Source organism: Caballeronia sp. dw_19 (assembly GCF_018449515.1).
Lineage (GTDB): Bacteria > Pseudomonadota > Gammaproteobacteria > Burkholderiales > Burkholderiaceae > Caballeronia.
Genome location: NZ_JAAVUQ010000015.1, coordinates 74698 through 100306 on the forward strand (window position 1 = coordinate 74698; position 25609 = coordinate 100306).

General features: G+C 61.3%; 21 protein-coding genes and 3 pseudogenes. 8 read left to right on the forward strand and 16 right to left on the reverse strand.

All coding sequences use genetic code 11. The annotated features are described in order from the left end of the window. Positions 1–32: 32 nt before the first annotated feature. The 10 genes from HB376_RS20605 to HB376_RS20650 all read right to left on the reverse strand — a co-directional run bounded on the left by HB376_RS20605 (position 33) and on the right by HB376_RS20650 (position 12358). A complete protein-coding gene (locus HB376_RS20605) occupies positions 33–1463 on the reverse strand; it encodes a SidA/IucD/PvdA family monooxygenase (RefSeq protein ID WP_213765524.1) in 1431 nt (476 codons plus the stop codon). Further along, positions 1460–3181 carry a rhodanese-like domain-containing protein gene (locus tag HB376_RS20610; RefSeq protein ID WP_213765525.1) on the reverse strand — a complete coding sequence of 574 codons (1722 nt, stop codon included), beginning with the start codon at positions 3179–3181 and terminating at the stop codon, positions 1460–1462. Before HB376_RS20610 ends, HB376_RS20605 begins: the two co-directional genes overlap by 4 nt. Before the next feature lie 4 nt (positions 3182–3185). Then, the gene (locus tag HB376_RS20615; protein WP_213765526.1) at positions 3186–4757 is read right to left on the reverse strand and encodes an ABC transporter substrate-binding protein; all 1572 of its coding nucleotides are present in this window, start codon (positions 4755–4757) and stop codon (positions 3186–3188) included. Positions 4758–4814: 57 nt separating this feature from the next. Further along, the gene (locus tag HB376_RS20620; protein WP_213765527.1) at positions 4815–5765 is read right to left on the reverse strand and encodes an oligopeptide/dipeptide ABC transporter ATP-binding protein; all 951 of its coding nucleotides are present in this window, start codon (positions 5763–5765) and stop codon (positions 4815–4817) included. Then, on the reverse strand, positions 5762–6820 hold the full coding sequence (locus HB376_RS20625; RefSeq protein ID WP_213765528.1) for an ABC transporter ATP-binding protein: 1059 nt from the start codon (positions 6818–6820) through the stop codon (positions 5762–5764). Before HB376_RS20625 ends, HB376_RS20620 begins: the two co-directional genes overlap by 4 nt. Then, positions 6813–7625, reverse strand: coding sequence for an ABC transporter permease (locus tag HB376_RS20630; protein ID WP_213765529.1), 813 nt, complete (start codon positions 7623–7625; stop codon positions 6813–6815). Before HB376_RS20630 ends, HB376_RS20625 begins: the two co-directional genes overlap by 8 nt. Continuing rightward, on the reverse strand, positions 7615–8535 hold the full coding sequence (locus HB376_RS20635; RefSeq protein ID WP_213765530.1) for an ABC transporter permease: 921 nt from the start codon (positions 8533–8535) through the stop codon (positions 7615–7617). Before HB376_RS20635 ends, HB376_RS20630 begins: the two co-directional genes overlap by 11 nt. A 202-nt stretch (positions 8536–8737) precedes the next feature. Continuing rightward, positions 8738–9952, reverse strand: coding sequence for an alpha-hydroxy acid oxidase (locus HB376_RS20640; protein WP_213765531.1), 1215 nt, complete (start codon positions 9950–9952; stop codon positions 8738–8740). 46 nt (positions 9953–9998) lie between these two features. Beyond that, positions 9999–10970: a 2-hydroxyacid dehydrogenase gene (locus tag HB376_RS20645; RefSeq protein ID WP_213765532.1), complete on the reverse strand. Its 972-nt coding sequence runs from the start codon at positions 10968–10970 to the stop codon at positions 9999–10001. Positions 10971–10975: 5 nt separating this feature from the next. Beyond that, positions 10976–12358, reverse strand: coding sequence for an aminotransferase class I/II-fold pyridoxal phosphate-dependent enzyme (locus HB376_RS20650; protein WP_213765533.1), 1383 nt, complete (start codon positions 12356–12358; stop codon positions 10976–10978). 424 nt (positions 12359–12782) lie between these two features. Between HB376_RS20650 and HB376_RS41740 the strand changes: the two genes are divergently transcribed. From HB376_RS41740 to HB376_RS20670, 4 genes are all read left to right on the forward strand, one after another. Then, complete coding sequence (locus HB376_RS41740) at positions 12783–13670, forward strand: ABC transporter permease (RefSeq protein WP_213765534.1); 888 nt, start codon at positions 12783–12785, stop codon at positions 13668–13670. After that, positions 13667–14491, forward strand: coding sequence for an ABC transporter ATP-binding protein (locus tag HB376_RS20660; protein WP_213765535.1), 825 nt, complete (start codon positions 13667–13669; stop codon positions 14489–14491). The genes HB376_RS41740 and HB376_RS20660 overlap by 4 nt, the downstream gene beginning before the upstream one ends. Positions 14492–14604: 113 nt before the next feature. After that, positions 14605–15639 (forward strand): ABC transporter substrate-binding protein, encoded by a 1035-nt coding sequence (locus HB376_RS20665; RefSeq protein WP_213765536.1) that lies wholly within the window; start codon positions 14605–14607, stop codon positions 15637–15639. Between the two features lie 12 nt (positions 15640–15651). Continuing rightward, positions 15652–17382: a M28 family peptidase gene (locus HB376_RS20670; RefSeq protein WP_213765537.1), complete on the forward strand. Its 1731-nt coding sequence runs from the start codon at positions 15652–15654 to the stop codon at positions 17380–17382. A gap of 103 nt (positions 17383–17485) precedes the next feature. On the opposite strand, the gene HB376_RS20675 is transcribed toward HB376_RS20670, so the two are convergent. From HB376_RS20675 to HB376_RS20700, 6 genes and pseudogenes are all read right to left on the reverse strand, one after another. After that, positions 17486–17677 (reverse strand): hypothetical protein, encoded by a 192-nt coding sequence (locus tag HB376_RS20675; RefSeq protein ID WP_213765538.1) that lies wholly within the window; start codon positions 17675–17677, stop codon positions 17486–17488. Between the two features lie 50 nt (positions 17678–17727). Continuing rightward, positions 17728–17970 carry a hypothetical protein gene (locus HB376_RS20680; protein WP_213765539.1) on the reverse strand — a complete coding sequence of 81 codons (243 nt, stop codon included), beginning with the start codon at positions 17968–17970 and terminating at the stop codon, positions 17728–17730. A 1439-nt stretch (positions 17971–19409) separates the two neighbouring features. Continuing rightward, positions 19410–19622, reverse strand: a pseudogene (locus HB376_RS20685) (aspartate 1-decarboxylase); the annotation flags it as partial. A gap of 64 nt (positions 19623–19686) precedes the next feature. After that, positions 19687–19778, reverse strand: a pseudogene (locus HB376_RS41745) (lipid A biosynthesis lauroyl acyltransferase); the annotation flags it as partial. A 6-nt stretch (positions 19779–19784) separates the two neighbouring features. Then, entirely contained in the window at positions 19785–20024 is a 240-nt protein-coding gene (locus HB376_RS20695; RefSeq protein WP_213765540.1) for a hypothetical protein, read from the reverse strand. A gap of 176 nt (positions 20025–20200) precedes the next feature. Then, positions 20201–20914 (reverse strand): TetR/AcrR family transcriptional regulator, encoded by a 714-nt coding sequence (locus HB376_RS20700; RefSeq protein ID WP_213765541.1) that lies wholly within the window; start codon positions 20912–20914, stop codon positions 20201–20203. Between the two features lie 111 nt (positions 20915–21025). Between HB376_RS20700 and HB376_RS20705 the strand changes: the two genes are divergently transcribed. The 4 genes and pseudogenes from HB376_RS20705 to HB376_RS41110 form a co-directional block, all read left to right on the forward strand. Then, positions 21026–22153, forward strand: coding sequence for an HlyD family secretion protein (locus HB376_RS20705; RefSeq protein ID WP_213765542.1), 1128 nt, complete (start codon positions 21026–21028; stop codon positions 22151–22153). A gap of 2 nt (positions 22154–22155) precedes the next feature. Further along, positions 22156–23694, forward strand: a complete 1539-nt coding sequence (locus HB376_RS20710; RefSeq protein WP_213765543.1) for a DHA2 family efflux MFS transporter permease subunit — start codon at positions 22156–22158, stop codon at positions 23692–23694. Continuing rightward, entirely contained in the window at positions 23684–25243 is a 1560-nt protein-coding gene (locus HB376_RS20715) for an efflux transporter outer membrane subunit (protein ID WP_213765544.1), read from the forward strand. The genes HB376_RS20710 and HB376_RS20715 overlap by 11 nt, the downstream gene beginning before the upstream one ends. Before the next feature lie 218 nt (positions 25244–25461). Beyond that, positions 25462–25607: pseudogene (locus HB376_RS41110) on the forward strand (LysR family transcriptional regulator); the annotation flags it as partial. Positions 25608–25609 lie beyond the last annotated feature (2 nt).

Below are 25609 nucleotides of genomic sequence, written 5' to 3' on the forward strand. Positions count from 1 at the left end.
TATCGGTTCAAGTGAGGGAACAGGACGGCTGGTCAGGTATCTGACGACTCTGGCGCGACCACCGAATGCGCATAGGCCGCATACGACAATTCGTCGTCGACACTGGCAGTCAACCGTTGGACGTGCTGGTCGATGTCGCCCAGAAACAAGTCGCGCACGATATGGCGCACAAGCCGTGGCACGCCCGCCCGGATACTGCCGACATCACCGACGTGGCGACCGAAGCTGGCGATTGCCGCGAAATTGAAGCAGTAGATCTGGCGCACCCACGGCTCCGCGCCCGGTGTGCGCTCCAGGAACTGGTAGCCCGGGCCGAGATAGGGCGACAGCGCGGTCGGACGGTCCTGCTCATCGGCCAGCGCCGGATATCGATCGCGCCACAGCGCGATCAAGGGCAAGATTGCTGCGAGTTCCTGACGCAGGCTCACGTCGGTTCGATATCCGGTACCTGCGACGACCTTGTCGGCGCGAACGGTGGCGCCTTGCGTAAGGATTTCGACGGCGTCGTCGCGCCACTGAGCGCTCAGATCGGTACTTCCCAGGTGTAGGTGGAAGTTGTCGAACCGCGTGGCGCGCGCCACTACCTCCGGCGTCGGCCCGGGAGAACGCTCGCGAAAATGCCACGCCAATTTCCAGCGAACCGCGTCCGGCAGGTGATAGAAATTTTCCTGCGCGCCCGGATAGTTCAGCGTCGCCATATTCGACGAAGGGGCGAGCCGCGCCGCCCGGCAAAACAGGTGGACATTCTTCGCGCCGGCCTCGAGCGCGGTGCCCGCCGCATCGAAGGCAGCGGACGCTGCGCCAACGATGGCCACGGTCCTGCCGCGCAGCGCAGCAAAGTCGATCGGGTCGTCCGTATGGGCGATCGTATGAGCTGGAAGTTTAGCGAGGACTGGCGGAACGAACGGTTCACCGCTACCGGCGATGCCGGTAGCGAGCACGATCCTGCGGCAGGTCTCCGTCACCGGCTGTCCGTCCCTCTCGAGATGTACGCGCAGGCGCTGGCCATCGCGCTCGATACGCACGAGACGCGTCCCGTGGCGCACGTCCACTTCGGTAATCTCCCTCAGCCAGTCCAGATAGTCGGCCCATGCCGTTGTCGGAATGCGCGCGAGTTCGTCGTAGGCGAGGCGGCCGGCGGTGGCTTCATACCAGGCCTGAAATGTGAGCGACGGAATCCCGAGGTCGGGGCCCAGATTGGCTTTCGCGGTTCTTAGGTTGAGCATGCGCGCCTTCGCGCGCCAACTGCCGGTGCGTGCAGGCCGTTGTGACTCGATGACGCTGGTGCGCCGCACGCCGGCGCGGCGCAACGCGAATGCGATAGCGACGCCGCTCTGGCCGCCGCCAACGATCAGCACGTCGTGATCGGCGTGGGCAACATCGGGTATCCAGTTTTCCGGTTCGCTGCCAAGCAGCCTCAGCTCCTCGCTGACGCGGGCGTTAAGGTGTGAAAGGGGGGTCATTGATGGTTTATTCTCTTCATCTGCGTGAGGGCATTGAAATCGGGATCGTGTTCGACCTGCCGCACGAGGTCGATTTCCCAGTCGAGATAGGCGCGCACATGCGCAAGCACGTCGCCGCCGCGGGCTTGAGGGCCGATCCACACATCCGGGAACGGGTTGACGGGAATCGGGGTGTCGCGTTCGACAGGAAGATCCGCGCTGACCCACGCGCGGTTGCCGCCGGCCAGCACCCGCACTTGTGGGGTGGTCCCCGAGCGAGTGTCACCGCCGCGCGTATTTGTGTCCGGCGATTCATGCCGTTCGTTCCATTCGCGCCATGCGAGTGCAGCGAGGCCGCCGTCTTCGGACGTAACGATCAACGTTTGCGTCGGCTCGATTGTGGCCAGCGCGCTCTGCAGGTCCTCGCGCAACAGCCAACGCGCGCCAGGCAGATGCGCCGTGCGATACGCTGTGCTGCGGGACAGGTCCAGAATCGTCACGTCTGCGGGGTGGGTTGCTAGTTCGCGCGCGAGTTCGGCGGCCGTCATGCTGGCGTGCGCCGGGATGTCGAACGTCAATGTGACGGTACCGCTGGCGGCAGGTGTAACGGCGACATCGGAATAACGAAGCAGTGCCACTTCAAAGCCGCCGAGACCGGCGAGCCAATGTGCGGTCATACGGGCACGCACGAGATCATCGTCGTCGACAAGCACGATGCGCGCGCCTATCACGGGTGCATGGAGGTCGATCTCCTGGATCAGTTGCCCGCCGGCAATATTGATGGACCCGGGCAGGTGGGCCTCGCCGAACGACACCGCGTCGCGCAGGTCGAGCGTGTACAGCGTGCGCGCGGGGTCGCCGCGCCACGCGTCGTGCCGTTGCACGTCGATGCGTCCGGCTGAGGGGATCGCGTGCGCGGCCGCGGCACTCGCCCACGACAACGCCGTAGCCGACGGAGCGCGCGCATGGCGGCTGGCGCCGTGTTCGAGCGCGTGGCCGCGCACCCGCATGCCGCCAGTGCCATTGCGCAACGCATACACTGGATTGGGCACACCAGCGTCAATCAGCGATTGCGCACCGATGATGCTGCGCGTACGACCGCCGCAGGCGACCACGATGGTTGTTTCGTTATCCGGCACAAGATCGCGCACTACGCGTACCAGGTCCGCGCCTGGCACATGGATCGCACCCGGCACGGTGGCGTTTCGATATTCGTCATGCGTGCGGCTGTCCAGGATGATGCGCCGGGCGGTTGGGTCGTTGGACAACGAGTCGAAATCGACCGACGGTGTTTGCTTCGCATGCTCGACACACTCGGCGAACGCCTTGCTGCGTACGTTGAAACCTTCGTAGACGGGCCGGCCGTCTCGCTGCCACTGCTGCACGCCGCCAGCGAGCAGCGCAATGTCGGTATAACCGAGCGCGCCGAGCCGGGCGGCCGCACCGGTAGCGAGCGTTTCGTCGGCATCGACAATGACGATCGGCACGTCCCTGCGAGGTAACCGCGCCACAGCTTCCAGCTCGAGCCGGTTGTGCGACAGGTTGCTGGAAAAGATCAGATGGGCTGCCGAGAACGCCAGCGTCTCGCGCACATCGATCACAGCGAGTTCGGTGCCTTGCACAGCGGCTGCTTGCGCCAGACGCGCGCGTAGCCGCTCACCGTTGATGCGGGCGAACGGTGTTGCCGCGTCGCTGGGGTGATCGTGCGTGCTGACTGTGAAATCAGGTGTTTGGGTCATGGCTTCAGCTCCAGTGGGCATCGACGAAATTCAGCGCCGCCGTGCCTTCCGTCGGGCGCCACGTGAGCGCCTGCTTGTGCCCGTAAATCCGGTGAATTTCGGACAGATAGACTGCCGCTGCATCGTCATGAAGAATCCGGTCTATGCGCTCGAACAGGCGCCCGCGTGCCACGTTACCGACGGTTTGCGAGGCCTCTTCAAACAACGACTCGACTTCCGGGTTGCTGTAGTCGGACCAGGTGCCCGAGCGCACGTACAGGCCGCCCACCGGATGGGCCGGATCGTAGATGGCATTGGCCACCATCTGCACAGTCATCGGCCGCGTGCGGCGTGTGTCGTTCCACAGGATCCAGGTTGCATAGTCGACAACCTGGATCTGGGCCTGCACGCCAACCTGTGCCCAATAGGCGGCGACGGCTTCGGAGATTTCGCGCGGAAACTGCGACGAGATCATCAGCTTTGTCTGGAAGCCGCGCGGAAACCCGGCCTGGGCGAGTAGCGCGCGCGCCTTCGCCGGATCGTACGGATACGGCTGCAGCGAGCGGTCCGCGCCATACGGGTAGTGGCGCGAGATGCCGCTGGCAAGCGGCTCACCGATGCCCTGCAATACCGTCTTGACGAACGCGTCCTTGTCGATCGCATAGTTCAGCGCCTGGCGCACTTCGCGATGGTGCGTCGGCAGCGCGGGGTCGGTGGTGTAAGGCCGCACGAAAAGCGGCGCGGCAACCGGGTTCGTGATCGCGGTGAATGCGCGGTTCGCGTTCAGGCGCGCGAAGTCTTGCGCTGGAACACCTTCAACCAGGTCGACCTCGCCCGCGAGCAGCGCGTTGATCCGGTTGCTGTCGTCCTTGATTGCTCGGAACACGATCCGTTTGATGGCAGGTTTTTCGCCCCAGTAATCGTCGAAGCGTTCGAGTTCGAGTTGGCTGCCGTCCTGCGCCAGCGACTTGACCCGATACGGTCCGCTTGCAATCGGGCTGCGGGCGAAGAACTGGACTGCGGGCTGCCCGGAACCGTAGCGATGTGGAATGATCGGGAGATAGCCGGCGAGCTTGTTCTGGAACGCGCCGTCATGCGCCTTGAGCCTGAACCGCACCGTCAGAGGATCGATTACGTCGATGCCGTCGACATAAGGCGCAAAGTACGGCCGCCGTGCGCTACGTGTGTCCGGGTCAAGGGCGAACTCCATGGTGAACTTTACGTCTGCGGCACCTAGTGTGCCGCCATCGTGAAACTTGACCCCTGGTCGCAACCGGTAGACATATGCGAGCCCGTCGGCTGCTACCTCGACAGAAGTGGCGAGGCTCGGCGCGAGATTGCCGGAACGGTCGAACGCATAGAGGCGATCGAACACCGAGAGCGTGTAGCGGTCGGAATCGCCGGTGCCCGCGACAACACCATCCAGGTTTGCGAATCCCGCATTGAGACCGATGACGATCGTGTCACGGTCGATCGCCGGTGCGGCGGGCTCGCCGGCCTCGGCGGGTAATCCACCAAGCGCAGCGATACCGCCAGCGGCTGCCTTGAGCAGCCGACGCCGGCGTTGGTTATGCAGGGAGACTTGCCGAATACCCATAACAGATCGAATCCTTGGACGAGGTCGGAATGGCGTTAACAGGGACAACCAGGGACATCATGCGAAATGACACGCTACCCAGTGCTCACGTGCGACCTCCCGCAGCACAGGTGCATCGTTGCGGCAGCGTTCGGCTGCATGCGGACAACGCGGGTGAAACGCGCACCCAGGCGGTGGCGCAAGCGGCGACGGTACGTCGCCTGATAGCGGCGCTATGGCGTCGCCCCGACGCGGGTCGGCCGCGGCGATCAGTGCGCGCGTGTAGGGATGTCGCGCCGATGTGACGAGGTCGTCGACCGATGCCTGTTCCCGTATCTGGCCGAGGTACATCACGCCAATGTGATCGCTCATGTGTGCGATTACGCCGAGATCGTGCGAGATCAGCAGATACGTCAGGCGGTTGTGTTGCTGGATGTCACGCAGTAGGTTCAGTACCTGCGCTTGCACCGACACGTCAAGCGCCGACACCGGCTCGTCGAGCACCAGACATTGCGGAGAGGGTGCCAACGCACGAGCGATCGCCACCCGCTGCTTCTGGCCTCCGCTCAGTTCTGCGGGATGCCGTTTTGCAAACTCCGAAGACAGTCCGACCTGGGTCAACAGCTCGCCGATGCGCAAAGCGATGCGTGGCGCTGACCAGTCGCGACGTGCGTGGAGCGGCTCGCCTATCAGATCCTGCACCTGCATGGTCGGGTCAAGCGCAGCGGACGGGTCCTGCAGCACGGGCTGCAGCAGGTCGCGCAGCCATTTCTGCCTCGCTCCCGAGCCCGCCAGTGCACGTCCGGCCACCTGTGTGTGCCCGCTGGAGGCACTGTCCGCTCCCATCACGATGCGCGCGACGGTGCTCTTGCCCGAGCCCGATTCACCGACCAGCCCGTATGTGGTGCCGGTCGTAACGTCCAGCGATACGCCGGCGAGCGCGCGCAGCGGCTGACCACGGCGCACCAGACCCGCGCCGATGCGGTAGACCTTGGTCACATCGCGCAACTGGATGAAGGGTGTCGTCATTCGATGCTCACTGTTGCGTCGAGCAATTCGGGCGCCCGCCAGCATGCGGCTGCCCGCGTGCGCTGCTCGAAGGCCGTCCATTCCGGATAATGGTTCGTGCAACGCGCATCGGCGAGCGGGCAACGCGGTGCGAACCGGCAGCCGGCGGGCAGTGCGTGAAACGACGGCGGCTGACCATCGATCGCCGTCAGCCTCGCGCGTCGCTGCGTCAAGCGGGGTATCGCCTCGATCAGCGATGCGGTGTACGGATGCGCCGGTGCCGCGAACACGCGCTCGACCGGCCCTTGCTCGACGATGCGGCCCGCGTACATGACGGCGACGTCGTCACAGAAGTAGCGCACTAGATGCAGATCGTGCGTGACGAACACCATCGCCATGCCGTTGCGCGACTGAAGTTGTGCGAGCAGGCGCAACACCTGTTGGCGGATCGTGACGTCGAGCGCGGTGGTGGGCTCGTCGGCGATCAGCAGCGACGGTCCACAGGCAATCGCCATCGCGATTGCCGCGCGCTGTCGCATGCCGCCACTGAATTGATGTGGATACGTGCCGAAGCGTTGCTCGGGCGCTGGAATGTGTACTTCGCGCATTGCCTCGATGCTTTTGCGCCGGCTTTCGGCGCGCCCGCAGCGCCGCTGGAACGCGATGATCTCTCGAATCTGCTCACCGATCGGGAACAGGGGATCGAGCGCGGCGTGAGGATCTTGCAGCACGGTACCGATACGACGACCGCGCAGCGTCTGCATGTCGTCATCGGACAACTGGAACATATCTCGCTCTTCGAAGTGAGCGCTGCCCGATACAATGCGCGCGCCGGCGGGCAGCACCCTCAGCAGCGATAGACAGGTCAGCGATTTGCCTGATCCCGACTCGCCGACGAGAGCGAGGGTGCGCCCCGCCTCGACCGAGAAGCTAACGCCGTCGACCGGCCGGATGGTGCCGGAGGGCGTGCTGATCTCGACGCTCAGATCGCGGACGTCGAGTGTGCGCAAACGGGAAGCCGGCGGCGGATCCACGAGCGTGGCATCGAACGGTGTGGACACGTCGAGGCTAAACATGGGTCGTCCCCAGACTCGCATGTTTACGCGAGCTGAGCAGGTTGCCTGTCGCGTTCGCGCCCACGATGGTGAGCACCAGTGCGCAGCCGGGCGCTATCGATAACCACCACGCTTGACTGAGGTAGGCGCGGCCGTCGGCAATCATGGTTCCCCATGATGGATCTGGCGGCTGGATGCCAAGGCCGAGGAAGCTCAGCGTTGCTTCGAGCGTAATCACCAGACCGACGTCCACGGTGACCAGTACAATCAACGTGGTGGCCATGTTTGGCAATAGATGGCGAATCAGGATGCGTGCCGTCGATACGCCGGCCAGTTCGGCGAGCAGAACGAAATCGCGCTCGCGCAGATGTAATGTTTCGGCACGCACGATCCGCGCGAAACGCGGCCACGTTGCCAGCGCGATCGCCAGTATCAGGTTCGTCGCACCGGTACCGAGCGTCAATGCGGCAACCAGCGCGACGATCACCGGTGGCAGGCTGTATTGCAAATCAGCCGCTTGCATGATCAACGTGTCAATCCATCCGCGCCGATAGCCCGCGAGGGTGCCCAGCAGGCAGCCGGAGCCGCCCCCAACCAGCACAGCTGCGAATACGATGAACAGCGACACACGGCCGCCCGCGAGCACCCTCGCGAAAGTATCACGGCCGAGTTGATCGGTGCCGAGCCAGTGCTCGTGCGACGGCGGCAGCAGTGCGGCACCGAGGTTGATCGCGTTCGCACTGACGTGCCCAAGCGCCGGTGCACACGTAGCGCTCGCGACGATCACGAACAGCGTCAACGGGCCGATGTATCGGTCAACTCGCAAGGCGGATCCTCGGGTCGAGCCAACCATAGGCGATGTCGAGCACAAGATTGATCAGCACGAAAAGGCCCAGTACCAGCAGCGCCGCTGCCTGGATGACTGTGTAGTCGAACTGCGAAATCGCGTCGACCATTGCGCCGCCAATGCCCGGCCAGCCGAAGATCACTTCCACGGAAACAGCGCCGGTCAGAAGCATGCCGAACTGCGATGCGGAGAAGGTCAGGATGACTAGCGAACAGTTCTTCAGCGCATGGCGGTAGATCACCGAGCGTCGGGATATCCCCTTGATTCGGGCAAAACGGATGAATTCGGTCTGCAGCACGTCGGTCATTGCCGCCTGCGTGAGCCTGAACAACGCAGCACTGGTGTAAAGGCTTAGCGACAGGGCTGGAATCACGAGGTGTCGCGCGGTGCCGTAGCCGCTCGTTGGGAGCAGTTGAAGATCGACCGCGAGCCAGCGAATCAGCAACAGCGCGATGAAGAACGACGGCGCGGCGAGTCCGAAGCCCGCGACGATATTCGAAATACGAGTCGCGACGGTATCATGTCGGGTGGCAGCCGCAATTCCCGCCGGAACGCCGATGACGAGACTGATCAGCAATGCCGTGCCGGCGAGCAGTGCGCTCGGCACGGCGCGCGCGCTCAGCACTTCGAAGGCGGGCTGCCCGGTCACGAAGGAGCGGCCGACGTCACCGCGTAGCAGATGGGAAGCATACGATACGTATTGCAACGGGAGCGGCTCAGACAGGCCGAGTTCGCGGCTCAGGACCGCCCGGTCCTGGACCGTCGCCTCAGGTGGCAGCAGCAAATGCACGGGGTCACCGATGAAGCGCACGCCGACGAACACGATCACTGACATCAGCCAGATCGTGGCCAGGGCGGCTACCAGTCGGTGAGCGAGGTATTTTTTCATCTATCCGGAATCGATCGGTTAGCGGCGGATCGCCACACTAAGGCTTGCAGTATGAAAGCGCCGATGATTCGGTACAAACACTATCTTTGTATTAGTTAAATAGTGTGGATTTGATATCAATATATTGAATCATAATATTCATATTGTTATGTTTTGTACTGAAAATTATCACACTTTTGCCGCGCAGCCACCAACCATGCCTTTACGTGTTGTTGACGTTGCGATAGAGGATGTCGGTATCGATGTCCGAGACATTGCGGCAGCCGGTGTAGGCCATCGTCCTGTCCAGTTCCCGGCGCAGGATTTCCAATACGCGTGTTGCGCCATCGGAGCCACCGAGTGCAGTGCCGTACAGCGCCGCCCGGCCGATCAGCACGAGTTGCGCGCCCAGCGCCAGCGCCTTGACGATGTCGGAGCCGCGGCGCACGCCGCTGTCGACGATCACGGTAGCGCGCGTCCCCACCGCGTCGACGATTTCCGGCAGCAGGTCGATAGCGGCTGCGGCGCTGTCCATGTTGCGGCCGCCGTGGTTAGACACCACGACGCCGTCGACGCCACAGGCGATTGCGCGAATCGCATCATCCCGACGATTGACGCCTTTGATCAGCAGGGGGCCGTGCCACAGCCGGCGAATCGTCTTGAGGTCGTCCCAGCCCAGCGAGTCGCATCGCATCGCCGCTTCGCGATCGACGGGGCTCCCGAGTCCGTTGGCGTCGTTGGCGTCGTTGGCGGCGGGGTGGTGCGCATTGCGGGGCATCCCGGCCCTGAGCAAGTACGGCAGCAGTACGCCGGCGCACCATCGGGGATGGCCGAGCAGATCCAGCACGAAGCGAGGCGAAGCCGCAAACGGCTGCTGGAAGCCGTTGCGTACGTTGTATTCGCGGTTTGCGCTCACAGGTGTATCGACCGTCACGATCAGGGTCTCAAAGCCCGTGCGTGCCGCGCGCTCGACGAGTTGGTGCGACAGGGCGCGCTGGTGCCATACATTGAGCTGGAACCACAGCCGTGCACCGGCCAGCCCACCCACCGCGTCGGCCACACGCTCGATCGACGCGATCGAACCGGTGGCGAGCGTGAAAGGGATGTTCGCGCCGGCGGCCGCCCGCGCCAGTTCGATCTCGCCGTCGTACCAGCAGAGTCCGGCAAAGCCGGTGGGCGCGATCGCCACAGGCATCGCGAGCGGCGCCTCAAAGAGTGTGGTGGCGAACGTGCGTTCCGACACATCGACGAATGCGCGATGCCGCAGTTTTAGCTGATCGAAGGCCTGGCGGTTGTGGGCTACTGCGATGTCGTCCTCGGTACCCCTGTCAATGAACTCGAAGATGGCGCGGGGCAGGCGCTTTTTAGCGCCGACGCGTATGTCGGATACGTTGAGGTAGCGCTGGAGCGAGGCCGCGGGCGGGCGTCGACGCCTCATGGGCTGCTGCCGGTCGCGCGTCTGCCCTGGCACGGCGTCTTCGTCGTCACGCCGGTATGCGCGGGCCGGCCGGCGCGCCGCACCCAGGAACTGGCGTCAGCAGTGGCTGTCCTGCAAAATGACGCCGCGCGTTTTCGACGAACAAATCGATTGCGGCCGTCAGCGTTTCCGGCGATATGCCGGCCACATGCGGCGTCAGGACGACCTGTGGCGACTGCGCCAGCGGCGGCGGGATCGATGGCTCGTCCTCGAAGACGTCGAGGCCGGCGCCAGCAATACGGCTGCCGGCGAGCGCGTTCGCGAGCGCTCCCGTATCGACGACGGTGCCGCGCGCGACATTGACGAGATAACCACCAGGTCCGAGCGCGTCGAGCACCGCACAATCGATAAGGTGATGCGTGCGCGGGCCGCCAGGTGTCGAGACCACCAGATAGTCGGCCCAGGTGGCGAGCGATGCCGCTGACGCAAAGTAAGCGTAGCTCGCGTCGGCTGCAGGCTGTCGATTGTGGTAGCCAATCTCGAGATCGAAGCCGATGGCGCGCGCGGCGACTTTGCGGCCAATGCGCCCGAGGCCGACGATGCCAAGGCGCTTACCGGAAAAAGTGGGGCGCATAGGCTGCGCTTCGCGCCAGATGCCGTCGCGGCACGCTTTGTCGAAACGGGGAATGGCGCGTACCAGCGAGAGCAGCAGCGCGAACGCGTGATCGGCGACGCAGTCATCGTTGGTGCCAGTTCCGTTGACGATCGCGACGCCCGCGTCACGGGCGGCATCGCATGCAATGCGCTCATATCCGGTGCCGATCGTGCCAATCAGTTCAAGCTTCGGCAACGCGCGAATTTCGTTCGCATCCAGTCCAATCGCGCCATTCGTCAATACGAGACGGATGAGCTGCGCATGACGCCGTAATACCTGCGCCCGGGTCTTTGTGTCGGAGGCGTCGACCAGTTCGAACGACCCTGACAACGTCTCGCGGCTACCGACGGTGAGCGGGATTAGAACCAGCAGGTGAGGGTGCATGCAGATCAGTCATATTCTTGGCGGGATGGACCGCTGATCGCGGCGGCGACCGTTTGTGCGAAACGCTCAATCGTCGAAGCGTCGTCAGGAAGCCGGCTGATCGAGATACGGATGTGGGGGTCGTTGCGCCTGTCCACGAAGCATTGCGCGCCGCCCGCGACAATCACGCCATGCGTGGCGAGGCTGACGATTGCCTTGCTCTCGTTCGGAACCCGTACCCAGACGATCAGGCCGGAGCCTTCCGGCACGTCCAGTCCGAGCGCGCGAAGGCTGGAGGCGAGAAGATGGCGGCGATTCGCATAGCACTGCCTCGCGTGCTCGAGGGTGGCGACCGACTCTGGGTCGGTCAGCAGGAATGCGAGCGCTCCCTGGAGAATCCGGCTCGTCATCGCAACGCGGTTGTTGCGATATTCGTCGATACGGTCGATCAACGCGCGCGAGCCGCCAATCACGGAGGTTCTCAGGTCGACGCCAAATGCACGGCAATACGCGCGTACGAGCAGACAACGCGCCGGCAAACGAAGGGCCATACTGTGCGCCGGTGTACTGGTCACTGAGCCCAGGTGGTCGTCTTCGAGCACGTTGATGTCCGGATGCTTCTCCAGGATCGCAGCCAGTTCGTCACGCCGCTTTTCGCTGAGCGCGTGCCCGGTGGGCATATGCGCACGAAGCTGATAGACGAATGCAGTCGGACCCTGACGCAGCGCATCACTCAACGCGTCCGGCAAAGGCCCTGCGTCGTCACAGTCCACCGCTACCGGCACCAGTTCAAGCGTCGACAGCACGCCTAGTAACCGCGGACTGGTCGGGTTCTCGATGGCTACCTTGTCGCCGGGACGCGTCGCGGCCTGCAACGCGAGCAGCATGCCTTCGGTGCCGCCGCCTGCAGTGGTCCATGCCTGCGGACTCACGGGCCAGGTTGACGCAACCGCCTCGACCAGCGCATCGATCATTTCCTCCCGCTCGGCCTCGTGCAGATTACCAACGCGTAGTCCGGCGGCCAGTGCGCGGCCGAGATCCGGTTGAAGTGCCGGGTCCGCGGTGCCGCGTGAGAAATCGGTCGTCGACCAACTGGCCGTATCGCGCGGCGCGGCTCTGCCCGTCATCGTGGGGGAGTTCGACAGTGGCGCGGCCACGTCATGCCGAACCACCGTGCCACCGCGTCGATGCGTTTCGATCAATCCATGGGCCCGCAATTTCTGCCACGCATTCATCACCGTGCTTGGACTCACGCGCATCTTTTGCGCGAGATCGCGCACGGTTGGCAACTGTGCACCCGGGTCCAGATTGCCCGACGAGATCAGCCGGGACAAGCTGGCGACGATCCCCTCGGTTCGGGGTGAGTCGACCCGGCTCGCGAGCCACTGCGCGTCAATTACCTGTTTCAAGCCGTCTCCCTTTCACCTGGAATTTGCCTGGATTAGCGGGCGGCGAAACCGGAGACCATCACTGCATAAGCGACACGCGCTGCATCGGTGGTCATCCGCCCAACCGCCAGGGCGCAAGCTGCGCCACGGCCGGAATTGTTACATAAATCACGTCGCGGTGGAATTAATTCGGTACATATCCGTGGCTGCCACGTGCGCGAGGACTGGTGGATGACACCATACCGGTCAATGGCATATATATTTCTTCACGATTTACTTATAAAGGAAGCATGCTTATCTAATACAAAAAGAATGTTTGTAATGATTTGTGGGCGACATTCATAATTGTCTCTCCTTTTCGCCGTGACCCTCGTTGGCGGTGGGTGTCTCAAGTCGGTGTCGCTTCAATCGGGCATCTTATTCAGTGAGAGGTGGAGATGGTCTTGTGCGTGGTCGCCTGCATATCGTTGACAAGGTATCGATCGTGAGTCAGGCCGAAGAATTCGGGAGGTCGCCGGTCGCACTGTGCAAGTTGCCTGTTGATGACGGCGCGGCGTTAGCGGTGGCGTGGCTCGGTGCCTTGCGGCCTGTCCTTCGCGTGCTGCTGCCTCTACTGATCATCATCGTCTGGCAATTCACGTCGTCGCTGGCCGGTCACACGGGCTTTCAGCTACCCTCTCCACTCGATGTACTAGCCGGCTTTCAGGAGCTTTGGCATAGCGGGGACATTCAATCGGCCATCCCAGCGTCGCTCGCTCGGGCCGGTGCGGGCTTGGCGCTCGGGCTCGTCATTGGGCTCACGTTCGGCCTGACCAACGGGCTACTGAAGCTGTCCGAGGAATTGTTCGATTCCACACTGCAGATCGTGCGAGTGATCCCGTTCATCGCCGTGGTGCCGTTGTTTCTCGTGTGGTTCGGCATCGGCGAGACGTTGAAGCTGGTATTAATCAGCCTCGCATGCGTGTTTCCCGTGTACATCAATACGTATGCTGCCGTCAGGCTGGTCGATCACAAGCTTGTAGAGGTGGGCCAGACGTTCAACATCAGCCGACTGCGCATTGTGTTGCAGATCATCCTGCCTGCAGCGCTTCCGACTATTCTCGTCGGCGTGCGCTATGCGATGAGCACGTCACTGCTGGCACTCATCGTCGCCGAGCAGGTCAACAGCAACGCTGGAATCGGGCACATCATTTACCTGGCGTCTAACGCGCTGCGTATCGATCTGATCATGGTGGGCATCGTTGTGTATGCGGTGTTGGGAATTCTGGTCGATATTTTCATGCGGGCCGTGGAGCGCTTTTCAATGCCATGGCTTGCAAGGGGCGCGCAATGACACAAGCGGCTACGAAATTGCTTGCGCGTGCTGGAGACGTCGTCGTCACCCCGCCTGTCGTGACGGCGCGTGGCGATGGCATTGGCATTGAATCGGCAGAAGTAGGAGCCGACGTCGGCGGTACGGATGTGATATCGCTGAGCAATGTGCAAAAGGGGTTTGGCGATCGCATGGTGCTCAAAGACATCAATCTGCGCTTGCAGCGTGGCGAGTTCGTTGTGTTGCTGGGTGCATCGGGTTCGGGAAAGACGACGTTGTTGAGGATATTGAGCTCACTTGAGCTCGCCACGGCAGGCACGTTGGAGGTCGCACAAAACCGGTCCGTGGTTTTCCAGGAACCTCGCCTGATGCCGTTTCGACGGGTACACAGCAATGTCGCTTTCGGGCTGTCCAGGGACGAACTGAGTCGGGTCGATGTCCACGCTGCACTGGCCGAGGTCGGGCTAGAGCAACGTACGAACGCATGGCCGAAAAACCTGTCCGGAGGCGAAGCGCAACGTGTAGCGCTGGCTCGCGCGCTGGTTCGTGCTCCGGATCTGTTGCTGCTCGACGAACCGTTTGCCGCTCTCGACGCGCTCACCCGCATCAAGATGCAGAACCTCGTGCTCAGGCTATGGGCCGAGCATCGTCCAGGTGTGCTGTTCATCACCCACGATGTCGAGGAAGCCATCGTGCTCGCGGATCGCGTGCTGGTACTCAAGCACGGCGAGCTGGCGGTGGACATAGCTCTGGAGGCGGATCGCCCAAGGGATCGAAGCTCGGCGATGTTCCGCGACATGCGCAGCCTTCTGCTTGGGCACCTGGGCGTTTCCGAAGCGTAGTGCCCGAGTCGAACGACGTGACACGTTGGTTGTATCGTTCATATATTTAATATAACTAAGTTATGCTATCGAAGAATAAAAACCGCCTTGATTTCTCCCGGCGTTGGTTCACGATGGCCGCACTGGTCGCCCCCGCGATACTTGGACTGGTATTTCCTGGTTGCGCGAGAGCCGCCGCCGATCTGAACGGCGTGACGATCACGGTTGGGCAGCAGGGCTCAGATACGCAGTTCGGTTTCATCGCATCCCATCTCTTTGATGACACGCCGTATCGGATCAAATATGCGACATTCCAGAGCCCCGCAGCAACGCTGACGGCGCTGGCGTCGGGCAATGTTGACATTGCCAATAACCTGTCGCAATGGACGCTCACGCAGGGCGCGGCCGCCGCGTCCCCGCCGTGGACGATCAAAACGGCGCCGTATAGGACGGTGCTCGTCACGGGGCTCGACAAAACCGTCGCCCTTGACCGCTTTGTGATTGCCGCCTCGAAGGCGTCGGGGATCACCGACATCAAACAGGCAAAGGGGAAGCGCTGGGGCATCATCCCCGGCTCGTCACTCAATCTATTTGCGTATGTGGTGCTGAACAAGCTCGGTTGGTCGAAAGAAGACGTGCAGATTGTCAATCTCGACTCGACCAACCAGTCGCTGGCGCTCGAAACCGGTCAGGTCGACCTTCTCTTCAATGTCACCGACAACGTCGCGGGGGCCGTGCAGCACGGTGCCAGGATTATCGGTTCGGCACAGGATTACGGTCTGACGATCTATACAGGGTTCCAGGCGAACAGCCGGGCCATTGACGATCCGCTGAAAGGCCGGGCGATCGAGGATTTCGTTCGCCGACTGGTTCTCTACCAGAACTGGCTGGTGCTACATCCAAAGGAGCAGCAGGCAGCACTTGTCGAGGGTCTCCATCTCAGTACCGCGCAGGCCGCACAGGTCTATCGGTACACGCGTCTGGTGCCGATCGCGCCGGGCGAGATCGCCTCGTATTCGCAGCAACTCTCAGATTTCGCGCTTAAAACTGGTTTGATCAGGCAACGAGTCGATGCAGCCGCCCTGCTGGACAACCGGTATGCGAAGGTAATCGATGAGACGGTGAAGCAGACCAACTTCTTCGCGAATCTCAAATCCTCTTATCCGTAAGGCGTTGTGCTCATGACTTCTTCTGTCGCGGTGGACCCGGCGTCGGTCGGAATTTCGGCCGACGGCCTGATGGCAACGGTGGCCGATATCGCATCGTTCGGGACGCGGCTCGCCGGGTCGACGGCAGAGGCCGCGACCGCGCAATATATCGCGGACAGGCTTGGCGCCTTGGGCGTTGCCAATGAAATTATCGAATTTGACGCATTCATCCATTGGCCGGAGGAAGCGGGCATTACGGTCGACGCGCCGGAATCGATTCACATCGCAGCCGCTGGTGTGTCATTTGCCAAGAGCACGGGATCCGGGGCGTTGGTGGGACAGCTCGCGGATGTGAGCGCCGGGGACGCGCCTCGCGGCCGGATTGCGTTGATCGACGGGTTGACTCACTATGATGCGTGCGTAAAGGCATTCGAAGCTGGTGCGATCGCAATCGTTGGTATATCGACGGGCTCACAACGGCACAACTGGCAGATCTCTCCGCTATGGGGCCCTCCGACCGGCGAGGCCGACACGGCTCGCTTTGCGCCGCTGCCGGCCGTTCAGGTCAATGCGCAGGACGGCGCGTTGCTGCGCAAGCTGGCCCGTTCACGCGCCACGGTGGCGTTGTCCGCGCCGATACATGCGGCGTGGCGCAAGGTGCAGATGCCGGTCGCGGAGATCGCCGGAGAGGAGCCATACTTCGTTCTGGTCGGTGGACACTTTTGCAGCTGGGGGCCTGGCGCGACAGACAACGCGACAGGCAACGCCCTCATGATCGAACTCGCGCGGTTACTGGCCGCGGGTAAGCGGCCTCGCTACGGTGTTCGATTTTGCTGGTGGACGGGACACGAACAGGGCGGCTATGCCGGCTCCGCATGGTACGCCGATCATCACTGGAGCGAACTGCGCCGCAACGCGATCGCTTATATCAACGTCGATAACCTGGGCACGCGTGGGGCGACGACCAAGGTATTGCAGAACACGACGGGCGAATTGTCGGCCTATGCAACCGATGTCCTGCGCGCGACGGTGGGCGAGCCATCGGCGGAAGATCGCGCTTTCAAAGGCTGGCTGCGGCGACGCGACAAGTATGTTGAAAACAGTCGTTGCGGACGCAACGGTGATCAAAGCTTCAGTGGGATCGGCTTGCCGGGCGTTCAGATCTCATCCTACCTGCCGCCTTCGAACCCCGAACAGATTCCAGGCAGCGGCATGGGATGGTGGTGGCATACCGCGGACGACCTACCCGGGTGTGCGGGCGCCGATGTGTTGTCGGTCGACACATTGCTGCATTGGAATCTGCTTTCCGGGTTAATCAATCCGCAGGTTCTTCCGTTGAACCTTGTCGTCGTGGCGCATGATTTCCTGGCGAGCCTGAGAGAGTATGCGGAAGCGGCTCCGCAGTTGGCTGAGCTCGTGCGGCTCCGTGACTTGTCCGAGACGTTTTTAGATGTTGCGAGGGCGCTCGAGTGTTGTCCGATCGCTAGCGGGGACGCCGCCTCAGGGATGCGAAACACACTACTGTTGCGCGTCGCAAAGGCGTTGAACCCGGTTCTGCATCACGCGCTCAGTGACTACGAATACGACATCAGCCGGCAAAGCCGGCTTCTTCCCGGGTTGCAGGCTGCACTGTCACTCGATCAACTGAACGAGGACGACTACAAGATGGCTAAGGTTGCCTTGCGTCGCAAGGCCAACCGGATTGGTCAGGCATTAAGTGACGCGACTGAACTCATTCAGAGTGAAATCGTTCTGTCGACGTGACAGTTGGTTCGAGGCGAGCCGCCGGACATTTTGCTAGGCGCGATTGCACGATCGTTGGTTGACCGGTCCTGTTATAAGGGTGTCGGGCTGAGTGCACGGTGGTCTAGGCGCGCTCGGATACCCGTTGATTCTTCATCCAGTCGGCAAGCTTATTCTCAAGCTCCTCGATACGATCTGCGGCTTCGCACAGTTCGTCGAGCAGCCGATATTCCTCGTTCATCTCACCGCTACCAACCACCACCGTATTGCCCGCCCGTTCGCGGAGCTTTTCAACGATCCCGCTCAGTTGGCGCATGGTGGCTTCTCGGTTTCATTGGTTCAAGCTGACAGTCGAAAAGCTCTAGGCTACGGCCCAACGTCGACGCTGAGAACGACTACCGTAAGATGAGTGTCGACACTCGATGCGCCGAGAAGTGAACGTTTGTCGTGTACAGCTACATTTATTTGGGGCCGCTCCTGCACCACGGCTAATCCGACCGAATTCAGGCCGTCAAACCCGCTCTGGTGGTCGCTCGCAAGTACAACCTTCGGATCGCCAAGCGCCATCATCACGTTTTTAAGGTGCTCAATCAGTTCGCTGGCCGTCATGAGGTTTCTCCGTTAATAAGCGGGCGTCTGTCCGGGTAAAGAGCGGACAAGTGCGGCGGATTGAAAATTCGATAATCTGCAGGCTGTAGCAGTGCTCTTGGCTTCGTTCAGCAAGACTTAGAGGGCTCCAACAATCCATGCTTGTTTCGGCCAAGTTACTTAGCGAAAACGTCGTCACCTTCTTTCATTGGATCGATCGATACTGAAATTTATCGTCGGCCATCCATCTTTCGCTAATTTATTAAGATTACTAATTACTTTTGGCTGATGCTCGAACTAACTCCCGTCTTGATTGCCGGAAAGATTGAAATCAGATTACATCAGCAAAACCGTTAAATAGGGTTATTACCTATGTAATATGTAACAATTTGTTTCGTCTGCTCTTCGTGGAGTGCTTCGACGTGGGCCTTGAAACATTCAAAGTCATCGGCACCCAATGCGAATATGACTGAATTCCACTGCACTGCAAATTGTGCCGGTCCTCTAGTCGGTCGTTACGGAGCAGTCAGTTGTGCGTGCGCTCGGGCTGCGTAGTACGTGAACCGCTTGTCATGACCCCTGGCGATGATATTGCTAGTGGACAGATGGGTATCATTTATCGAGTTGTAGTACATGCGACGACTTAAGCCGAGGCGCCAGCGCAGCGGGTTATGGTGCGCTCCAGAATTCAGATACCCAAGACCGATAAGCCGTTGCACGCGTGTATTTGGCGGCTCTAGTTGCATCCGCACAACTTACGACCGATCAAGTATTAAACGCCGCCCAACATCCCCGAATAGGGGCGCTCGTAAGTGGCATCTATCCCAGAGGAACCTATGTCTGATTTAATGCGGTCACCGTGATTTCCGCGTACTGGAGACGAGCGCGATGACGCACGTCAATAATAGGTGGGCGTCCGCTCTACAGCGATGAGGTTCAGATCGCAAAGCACGACGCAGCGTACGGGCGTTTTCTACTTTCTCCGTGAGCGCGCCTCATCGATAACGTTGCAGTAACTGCGAGCATGACGACTATGCATAGTGCGTGACGAAGCGTCGGACCGGTGACCCTAGCGTTTCGGCGCATGAGAAACGCTATTCACCCGCAGGTGAATATGTGCAAGATGGCCGCCGGTGTTCATGCCGACTGGGACGTTCCGGTGAAGCTTCGTGACGGCACGACGTTACGCTTCAAATACATCAGGATCCAGTCCACTTTGATGCGCTTGCGTATATGATTACCGGAACCTCGCAAGCTGGTTGGGTCGCGTCGCCGCGCGATACCAGAACCAGATCAGCGTTGCTACGCTGTTGGACCACACTCGCTCGCGGCCTCGTTGTTACCCGAAACAACCAATTCGGGTATTCCACGCAATTCGAGCAACCGTTTTCGCTGGGCGAAAGCTATGGATCCGACTTGAGGCAGGGCGCGGATGTGCTGACCCCACGTCGCTGCAGCACTCAAGTCCAGTTCTGGGTCGGAACGTGGTCACGACTGCCTTTGATGAGATTCTTTTCATCGACAAACACGAGGTCCGGCTTCCATCCCGCCTTCAGCTCCGCCTCGTCGACCTGCGCGAACGCGGCGATGATCACGAGATCGCCGAGTTGCGCCCGGCGCGCCGTCGAGCCATTCAGCGAAATCATCCCGCTGCCGCGCTCGCCCTTGATTGCGACCCGCTGTCACGCATATCGAAAATTTCACGGTGATGTCTCCAGGTCTTCAATAGACCGCTGGCTATCCACAGGACGATGTTTGAATCGCCTATGTACCCAATAATATTGGTCGGGAAAGCGCAATATCTGCTTTTCGAGGAATGCGTTCATCTTACTCCGTTAGCGCGCACCGATCTGCGTGATGAATCGCGCGGATAAGGCATTGCGCGACACCATGGTGACATGGCGATCTTCTCCCTGACCGCCGCGCATCCCCACTGGCGGGTGAAGAAAAGTGGCTATGGCCGTGAGCTGTTGCACTTCGGTTTGCGCGAGTTCAGCAATGCGAAAGCCGTTTGGATCAAGACGGTCGTGTGAGAAGCGCGAGCTGGTGTCGAGTGCGAGCAAGACTGCTTTCAAACCCGCGCCGCTACAATGAAGAATCTGATTGCAACGCCTGCTGCACCGCTTGGCGGTAAGGCACCGGGAGTCTTGGCAACACCTCGCGAATGGGCTTGGGATCGCCGCCGATCATTTACGGTCGAAGCGTTTGAAGAAACGAGGCGCGCAGGACAATGCGGTTCGCTCAGCGTCGCTTACAAGAAAGCGTCCAGTGCATTGGCCGCCACAAAGATGGCAATCGTTTGCTTCACATGCGAGCGGATGTCGCCGCGGACATCATCCAGATTTTCGCCCATCAAGGCTCTCATGAGCATCGGCGAGATGACCGCGTCGAGAAGTTGGGTCGCGAGAGTGAGCGAATGCCGCTTGCTTGCAGCGCGCGCCTGGGGCTCGAGGGGGCGTCTGGAGTGTTCCGCGATCATCGTCGCGACCGCTTCTATTGCGCGCGACCTGCCAGCGTCGCTCGTCAGTTTCGCCAGCGATGGAAACCGCGGCGCATCCGCAACTACCATTCTGATCAGTCCAATCACCTCGTCGCTGAGCAATCGCGTAACGAGCGTCTGTGTCACCGATACCAGCCGTTGAGCAAGCGCCGCTGATTGCGGAGCGTCAAACACGATACGCAGGCTGCGCTCGCAGTTTCGTGTGACTACGGCCGAAAACAGCGCTTCCTTGCCGTTGTACCGGCTGTAGAGCGTTGCCTTGCCAGCGCCTGCCGCCTCGGCGATGCGCTCGAGGGACGCTCCGCCAAAGCCGTATTGAAGGAACATGGCCGTGGCGGCATCGAGAATCCGCTCTTCGACGTCTCCCGCCATCGCGCTGGACGGACGGCCTTTCTTGCGCGAAAACATCGACCTGATCGGGCAGAAGGCCATCTCTGCATCAGGATTTTTCGGGATCCGGCTCACCACTGTTCCTTGCAAGAAATCACATGGGGGAATTATCGCAGGCTTTTTGAATAGAACGGAACCGTTCCGTTCTATTGTAGAATGCATCTCAATATTATTTTGGAGAATGCAATGGCCGGTAGTGAAAGCGAAAACAGCACGCCCTCCGGCGAAAGCAAGGCCGATGGCGATCAGGCCGATGCAGCCAACGGGCAAGAACAGGAAACGTCCAAGCCGACGAGCCCGGGGCGCAAGCGCCTGAACACGGTGATCGGCGGCGCGGTGTTGCTGCTCTGCGTCGCGGCGGGCGTTGGCTACTGGCTGCATAGCCGGCACTACGAAAGCACGGACGACGCATTTATCGACAGCAATCAGAGCCAGATTGCGTCGCAGGTGAGCGGGCGGGTGGTCGAACTGCTGGTCACCGATAACCAGCACGTCGAGAAGAACCAGCCGCTGCTGCGGATCGACCGGCGCGACTTTGAAGTGAAGCTCGAACAAGCTGAAGCGCAGGAAGCGAACGCTGTCGCGCAAGTCGCGCAGGCGCGCGCTGACTTGCTGTATCAGACGGCCAGCCTCGCGCAGCAGACTTCGCAAGTGCGGGTCGCGGAAGCCGACCTGACGCAGGCAAAACAGGATCTCGCCCGGTACACGGGAACCGATCCTGCCGCCATCACGCGCCAGCAACTGGAACAAAGCCAGGCGACGACCAAGAGCGCGTTCGCCAAGCTCGATAGCGCGAAACAGGCGGTGCAGGCGGGCGAAGCCCAGGTTGCGTCGCAACGAACAAAGATCGACGCCGCGCAGGCGTCGGCGCGCCAGAGCCATGCCGATGTCGACAACGCGAAGCTGCAACTGAGTTACACCGAAGTGCTAGCGCCGCAAGCAGGGAAGGTGACGCGCCGCACCGTAAACCTCGGCAACTACGTCACGCCTGGGCAGGCTTTGGTCGCGGTGGTTCCCGACGAAATGTGGGTCACCGCCAACTTCAAGGAAACGCAGCTTGTTCATATGAGCGTGGGACAACGGGTCGATGTCACCGTCGACGCCTATCCTGACAACGTCCTGCATGCGCACATACAGAGCCTGCAGCGTGGGACCGGCTCCGTTTTCAGCAGCTTGCCCGCGGAAAACGCAACGGGCAACTATGTGAAGGTCGTGCAGCGCCTGCCCGTGAAGATCGTCTTCGACGGCGACGACTGGCGCCACCTGCCGCTCGCGCCCGGCCTCTCGGTCAGCCCGCGCGTGACGGTGCGGTAACCATGGCCTCTACCTATGCAGGTCCCGCAGCCTTGCCAAGGTCGGCGGCGGGGCCGTTCAACCCGTGGCTGATCGCCGTCATTGTGTCTATCGCGACCTTCATGGAAGTGCTCGACACCACCATCGCGAACGTGGCGCTCCGGCATATTGCCGGCGGCCTGGGCGCGAGCCTCGACCAGAGCACGTACATCACGACCAGCTATCTCGTGAGCAACGCAATCGTCCTGCCGATCAGCGGATGGCTCGCGAACGTGATTGGCCGCAAGCGTTTCTACATGCTCTGCGTCTTGCTGTTCACGATCAGTTCGGTGGCATGCGGGTTCGCGACATCGCTGCCGATGATGATCGTCTTTCGCGTGCTCCAGGGCCTGGGTGGCGGCGGTCTGGCGCCCGTTGAGCAAAGCATTTTCGCCGATACGTTCACGCCCGAAAAACGCGCGATGGCGTTCGCGTTGTACGGCTTCACGGTCGTCACGGCGCCCGCCATTGGACCGATGCTGGGTGGCTGGATCACCGAGAACTATTCGTGGCACTGGGTGTTCCTGATCAACCTGCCCGTTGGCATAGTGTCGCTGGTGCTGACGTGGATGTTCGTGAGTGACAGCAAGCTGGTGCAACAGGAACGGCGTGCCCTGCTCGATAAAGGGCTGCGGATCGACTACCTGGGTTTCTTCCTCGTTGCGGTTGGTTTCGGTTGCCTGCAGATCGTGCTCGACAAGTTCGAACGCGAGGACGGGTTTTCATCGAATTTCATTTGCCTGTTCACGGTGATCTCGGGCATGGCGCTCGTGGCGCTGGTGATTCGTGAACTGACCACCGCACAGCCGATCGTGAATCTGCGGCTGTTCAAGTCGAGCGCGTTCGCCATCAGTTGCAGCGTGATGTTTGCGTTCGGTTTCATCATCAACAGCACGACGCAGATGCTGCCGCAATTCACGCAAGAGCTGCTTGGCTACGACGCAACCAATGCCGGCTTGACGCTCGGTCTGGGCGGCCTCGTCACGCTCTTCATCATGCCGATAGCGGGCATTGTGACCGGGCGGATTTTCCAGCCAAAATGGCTCGTCATGATGTCGCTTGTCGGGACCGGAATCGCGTTGCTTCATACGTCGGGTCTCGACCTGAACATCGGCTTCTGGGATGTATCGTTGTCGCGGCTTTATCAGGTCATCTGGCTGCCGTTCCTCTTCATTCCTCTTTCGACCGTGCAGTTCATCGGCATCCCGCCGAAAGAGAACAACAATGCGTCGGCGCTCATCAACATGACGCGCAATCTCGGCGGCAGTTTCGGCGTATCGCTGGTGACAACACAGCTCGCATGGCGGGAGCAGTTTCACCATGCGAGGCTCGCTGAGCACATCACGCCGTACAACGGCTTTGTCAGCTCGCTTGGATCGATCGCCTCGACGGTCGAGCAGCAGGCGTCGGTCATGAGTTACCTCGACGTCTTCATCATGCTGGGCGTGATCTCGCTGGTGCTAGCTCCTATTTGTTTCTTATTGCCGAAGCTGCCGAAGGGGGCACAGGTCAATGCGCATTGATTATCGATGGATTCCGTTCGTAGTCTTCTTGTCAGCCTGCACGATGGGCCCCGACTTCCAGCTTCCTGCCTTGCAGACGCCGGCGCAATGGCCTGACGCACCGGCTGCTACCACTACCGATGCCGTTCGTTCGGTCACGGTGCCTGAGCCCGTTGATCCGCTGTGGTGGAACAGTTTCGGCGATCCGCTTCTGACCGAGCTGGTCACACGCGCGATGGACAGCAACCTCGATCTCAAGGTCGCGGCGGCGCGGCTCGCCGAGTCGCGGGCGCAGTTCGGCCAAGCGAAAGCCGACGAGTTCCCTACGCTGAACGGCAACGCGTCGTACACGCGTGAGCTTGAGAGCGCCGATGGCGTCATCGGCCTGCTCGGGGGCAGTGGCTCGCCGTCGGCAACCGATACCAACGGGCTGGGCGGACGGCAGGGCGGGGTGCCGACACAAAGCGCCACATCGAGCGCATTGCCGCCGTTCAACTTGTATCAATATGGCTTCGATGCATCGTGGGAACTCGATCTCTGGGGCCGCGTGAGGCGCACGGCAGAAAATGCGAGCGCCACCGTCGATGCTCAAAATGAAGCGCAGCACGACGTGATTGTCTCGACGGCTGCGGAAGTCGCCCGCGACTATCTCAATCTGCGTGGAACGCAGCAAAAGCTGCGCATCACGCGCGAGAACTTAGCCTTTGCCGAGCGCACCGTGCAGTTGACGAACGAGCGCGCCAAACATGGACTCGCTACTGATCTCGATGTTGCCAATGCGCAAAGCCAGGCTGAATCGAACGCCGCGGATATTCCGCAGGAAGAGCAGCAGGAGGCGAAGCTGATCAATGCCATTGGGGTGTTGCTTGGCGAGTATCCGCAAGCGCTCGCGGCGAAGCTGAAGGCGACGCCGGACGCGCCCGTGGTGCCGCCACGCGTGCCGATCGGGCTGTCATCGGAACTCGCGAGGCGCAGGCCGGATATCCGCGAAGCGGAAGCGCAGCTTCATGCAGCGACGGCGAACATCGGCGCGGCGAAGGCGGATTTTTTCCCCAAGATCACGCTGTCGGGAAGCTTCGCTATTCAGGCAACGCAATTCACGAATCTCGGTAGCTGGGGCGCGCGCAGCTATAGTGCGGGGCCAAGCCTTTCGATTCCCATTTTCGAGGGCGGTCGCCTGCGCTCCACACTCGCATTGAGGGAGGCACAGCAGCAGGAGGCGGCGATCACGTACCGCAAGACGGTGCTCTCGGCATTTCAGGAAGTCGATGACGCGCTGACAGGCTTTACCGCCGAACAGCGTCGCCGAGACCGGTTGGATGCAAGCGTGCAAGCGTCAAAACGCGCGTTGGACCTCGCAAACAAGCGCTATGTCCGTGGTCTGTCGAATTACCTGGATGTGTTGACGGCGCAAAAAGCTCTGCTGACAAGCGAGCAGCAGTGGGTCGACAGCACGGCGACGGTATGGACGAACCTCGTCGCGCTGTACAAGGCGCTCGGTGGCGGGTGGGATGCGGAGGCTGGGCCGTACGCCAGTCGCGAGGCAGCGTCCACGGCCGGGCGGGAATGAAGCTGGGCCATCGCTAGTTCGCGTGCAAAGCATACGATGGCTTGGGGTCGAGTTCCGTCGATCGGAGAACGGCGATCGCTCGATGTTGCGCAACGTTGTCGGCCCGCGATAGGGTATCTATGGGCATTGACCCACGCTTTCTCAAGTTCGATCGCCGCAAAGAGATGATCTGGCCGACGGCCGGACCAGAAAATAAGTGCAGCGGCGATCCGCCGCCGTTCCTTCGCAACACGCGCAATACGCGACCGACCCGTGCTGGCATGCTACTTCTCGAACATGTCCCGCGTGTCTTCGCGGCGCTCGCTAAGCCCGTGCCAGCGTGCAGGCCGCGGCGGCGGCCTTTCTCGGCCAACTCCGCATCGCTTT